Source organism: Campylobacter concisus (assembly GCF_902460625.1).
GTDB classification, from domain to species: Bacteria; Campylobacterota; Campylobacteria; order Campylobacterales; family Campylobacteraceae; genus Campylobacter_A; species Campylobacter_A concisus_AD.
Genome location: NZ_CABPUT010000019.1, coordinates 1418 through 6025 on the forward strand (window position 1 = coordinate 1418; position 4608 = coordinate 6025).

At 31.6% G+C, this 4608-nt stretch carries 3 protein-coding genes; all 3 read left to right on the forward strand.

What is annotated here, in order from left to right:
• Positions 1-1663, forward strand: a 1663-nt coding sequence (locus F3G69_RS09065; RefSeq protein WP_188115360.1) for an Mbeg1-like protein, incomplete at its 5' end; no start/stop codon positions are given.
• Positions 1647-3542 carry a hypothetical protein gene (locus F3G69_RS09070; protein ID WP_188115361.1) on the forward strand — a complete coding sequence of 632 codons (1896 nt, stop codon included), beginning with the start codon at positions 1647-1649 and terminating at the stop codon, positions 3540-3542. The genes F3G69_RS09065 and F3G69_RS09070, both read left to right, overlap by 17 nt.
• A gap of 24 nt (positions 3543-3566) precedes the next feature.
• The coding region (locus F3G69_RS09075) for a hypothetical protein (protein WP_149715047.1) at positions 3567-4608 on the forward strand (1042 nt) is incomplete at its 3' end.

Here is a 4608-nt window from a genome sequence, read left to right on the forward strand (position 1 = left end):
AACTAAAAAATCAAATAAAGAGCTAATAAATTGCTTTAAAGACTATATTGATATAGCTGATGCAAGTTATGCAATGCTTCATAATGTATTTGAGAATGAAAGAAATGGACTTGATGAGCTTTATAATAAATTTGGTAAAGATAATGTCCCTGAAAATATTGTAAATTCTTATAGAGAAGATGAAATAAAAAAGCCTATTTGGAGATATGCAGATGATGTTATCAAGGGTGACACAATAGAGGAGCTTTCTGAGAAAGCAAAAAACAATGGTAGGAATTTTGGTGATCCTACCGCTTATGCTCTTTGCATAGAAGCTAGATTTATGGCTGACAAAGTAGTTAAGAAGCCAGTTGGTAAAAATGGAGAAATAAAAGATATAAAAATAGATAACGATGTTAAAAATTTTATCTACTATGACAAAGATACAAAAGAGCAGAGATTGCTTGTTGGAAAAGATGAAATTTATAAACTCTCTCCTCGTACAAAACTTTTTGTTAATCGCTATGAGCTAGTAAAGCACATACCTAATCAAAAATCTGGTTTTAGCTCAACTATATTTTATGACACGCTTAAGTCAAACTATATAATAGGCTTTAGAGGAACAGAGATGAAAATAAACGATCTCTTAGATGATGCCTTTATGGCTATCACATCAAGAGCGCTTATGCAAATATCTGCCTTAAAATCACTTCAATCCTCTATGCAAGAAGCTATAAATTCTCATAGTCAAAACTTAAGTGGTTTAGATAACACTGCCAAAGACATCATTTTATCAGGTCACTCATTAGGAGGTCATCTAGCTCAAATATATGCAGTAACCTTTAAAGATAGCGGAGTAAAAGAACTTTATACTTATAACGCTCCAGGAATTTATGGTGGTATATTAGCTTCAGCTTTTACTTGGAGCTTAAGGCTTCTTAGCTTTGTAGCCAAAGCCATAGCAAAAGGTGCAAGATGGATAGCAAGAGTCATAGACAAAGATGGCTTTATAGGAAAGATGGTAGGCTCAGTCTTTAATAAGATAAAAGGTATGTTTGGCTTTAAAGATGATAAGAGCAGCGTAGATGAATACGTAGATGTGGTTAAAAATAATGAACAAGCTCAAAAGACTCTTGCAGATAAAAAGGTGAGCTCTAATATAAATAAAGCTAGCAAAGAAAAAGATATAGACATAGAGATACATCACGTAGAGAGCGTTAAACAAAGTATCAATAGAGATGAAGATAGCTTTTCGAAAGATGTAGCTGTTTTGATAGAACCTACCTTTTCAGTAATATCTGATCTAGGCTATAAGCTAGGCATAGATACAACTGGCGAAGTAAAGTATGAAAATACAGAGAATAGACACTTGGTGAATATATTAATTAGATCTCACTTTTTAAAAGAGAGCGTTTTGGTTTTGTATATGTTGTGTTATCTCTTGGAAAACAAAGAAAATGAAGCAAAAATAGAAGGCAAAGATATAGCTGAAGCACTTGACTATCTAAATGAATATATCCAGTCGCTTAAATTTAAACTAAAATGCATAAGATCGAAGTTAAATTTGGATGTAAATATAGATGATATAAGCGATGCTTCTATGCTAGATACGCCTTTATATATCTTTTATGCTTATTTAAATCTCTTTTACGAATATGGCAAATTTAGTGATGAAAATTTTTAAGCAAGATATGGTCGGGTATATAATAGAAAATTTAGGCAGCAACATAGATAAAAATAGCAACAAAGAGGCACATCTAGTAAAGATACTAGATATAGATGATCTAGATAAACTAGATGCGACAAAGATAGTAAGTGATGCTAGAGCTGGCGATATAGATATGCTAGTGGCTATTTGTGCTTTGAATTTATTTGTATTTGAAAAAAAGATAGATGTAAATGAACTTGGTAAATACTTCTCTTATAGCAAAAATATCTATAAAAATATAACGATACTACGAGATAATAGAGTAGATATAGCAGAGGCTAGCATATTTGTAAAAGATAGAATAGATATGCTAAAGAGCATAATAAATCTAAAATATGCGGATCTAGCAAAGCTAAAAGAAAATGAAAATTTCTTGGCTAGCATAGACTCTAAGGATATAAGCTCTAGCGATGAAGCCATAGTAATAGCTAATAATAAATCTGCTCAAAATAATGATGATGTAGCTTACAACAATAAAGTAGCAACCGATGATATAAAAGCTCTTATGAATGAGAGCGTGGGAAGTATATTTTATAAAAATAACGATACCCTTAGTGTAAGTGCAGTAGATAAAAGTATAGTCGATGTTGAGGTATTAAAAGAGATATTTAAGCTAGATAGCAAAAATATGAATCAAAGAATATATCTAAACTCTGCCCTTTTGTCTAAAGCCAATGAAGAGGAGGATTATCCACTTTATTTTAAAGACGAAAAATATAATAGTGATGAGAATATCCCTCTAAATTTTACTCATCAGCCAAGAGATGAGGATAAAGATATAGGAAGGCTAAATGTTGCTTATAGAAATTCTCAAGCAAATATATTAAATTATTCACTATTAAATAAGAGTCTAAATATCAATCTAAAACCAATAAACAAAAAGACTAAAGAGGCTCTTTCAAATTTAAATCAAAGGCAAAATTTACAAAAAGATAATCAATCTAAAGAAATTTCATCTACTGCGACTTCATGCCCTGTCATAGAGGATGACACTATCATTTGCCCACATGGCGGTCATGTGATCTTAAAAAGTAGGGCAGGCAGGAGCATAAGATCAGACGATCAAGGTGTGATACTTGATGTTGATTTTATAAACTCGCCGATAGTAGGCTGCTCAGCTAGGACTCCATGCGTCATAGTGGCTTATGTACCAAGATCAGCACTTAGTCTAAAAAGTATGAATGATCACTACGCTGTAATGCAAGATCTAGTGCCAAACTGCCTAAGCAACACCGGCTCTTCACTAAGGTGCATAAAAAAAGAGAATAAACTAAAACTAGAGCATAGTTTAAGTAATCCTACGTTTGATAGTAATAACCTTGCCGTACAAAATCCAAATTTAAATAAGCCATTGATCAGACTTCATATAAAAGCTTTTGCTTCTCAAATAGATAATCTTTTGGTAACTACATATTATCTATTTGATAAAAAATTTGAAGATAAAAATGGCTTTAGCAAGATCAACCTCAATTTAGACGAGGGAAGAAACGTAGAGGATAAGAATTTAAAGGCTCTTTTGGCGGATAATTATGACGATAAGCGTTATGACATCAAAGAATTTAAACTAAGATATGGAGCGGATAAGCTGAATTTGATATTTGTAGTTCCAAAGAATTTTAGCTCTCTTGATAAAGAGAACTACAAAAAGGCAAATAGCCCGGAAAGTGGGGTAGGCTTTTTTGCCAGTTTAGATGAATTTAATAGTTCTAATATAGAAAAGAATAGACATACTTACACTTATGTTTTTATGTCTCCAACTGGAGCTAAAAGTATAGAGCTTGAGATAGCTAAAGGGCTAGATAGTGGCTATACAAATGACATAAACACAACTAGCTTTGTAATGCTTGTTAGTTGATAAATTTAAAGAGAGGGATCGTTCTTGAGATTAGATAATATAAAAATTATTAGAAGCATAGAAGAACTACTTTTTGAGGTCGGCGTAAATGGAGAAGGATATAAAAATATAACCTTTTATTGCCGTGATTTAAACCATTTTTATAATACAAATATATTAAATGGAGATGCCTTATATAATAAGATATTTACCAAGCTGTACGATCAAAAAAAAGAAGGCAAAAAGGTTATTATAAAGACGTATAAATATTTTGATAAATTTAGTTTATTCAAAAATGAGCATGGTTTTGAAAGAACTGATGAAATAAAAGTCGCAAACAGTAGTATGAAATTGGAGGTGCTTAGTCAAGAAAAGGATATCATTGAAGAGTTTACTAAAGAACTAGTAAATCTTGCAAATATTTTTAGAGAACAAGGCAATATGGTTAAAAATTTTGAAGAAGCATCTAGTGAACTAGTTAGCAACTATAAAAAAATAGATCGAAACATTAACTCCTTATTGGATAGGCTAAGGGATGAGCTAATAAAAAAAGCAACCATAATATTAAATCATGAAAATTTTGATAAAGAAGAAGAGAGTATAGAAGCAATCAAAGACGGTTTTGAGGAAATCAAAGAGAACCTTAAAAAGGCTTCAGAGGATGGCAAGATTTATATGGCAAAAGAGATAGTTAAATTCTTTTTTAGTCTTCTTGATATAACTGATTTAAGGGCTACATTTAAGCCACTAACACTACTGCTTGCCGTACCAGATGCACTTTCTGCCACTAAAAATATAGGTGAATTTCTTCAAAAAAGAGGATTTTATGCCTTTTCTAGTCCGGTTATGAGCTTACTAGCTACTAAGTTTGGTTTTACATTAGGGTTATTAAATACAGTATCGTTTAACAATATTTTGGTTTTTACAAATGATGATCAAAATAGTGGGGCATTTATAGATTTTTCAGGGTTTGATATAACAGCCACTAAGACGAAAAGTAATTACGATGAGTATATTGGAATTTGCTCTAATTTTTCATTAGAGGTTGGTGAAAAAAGCCTATTTGAAGCAAAGATAAGCAAATATG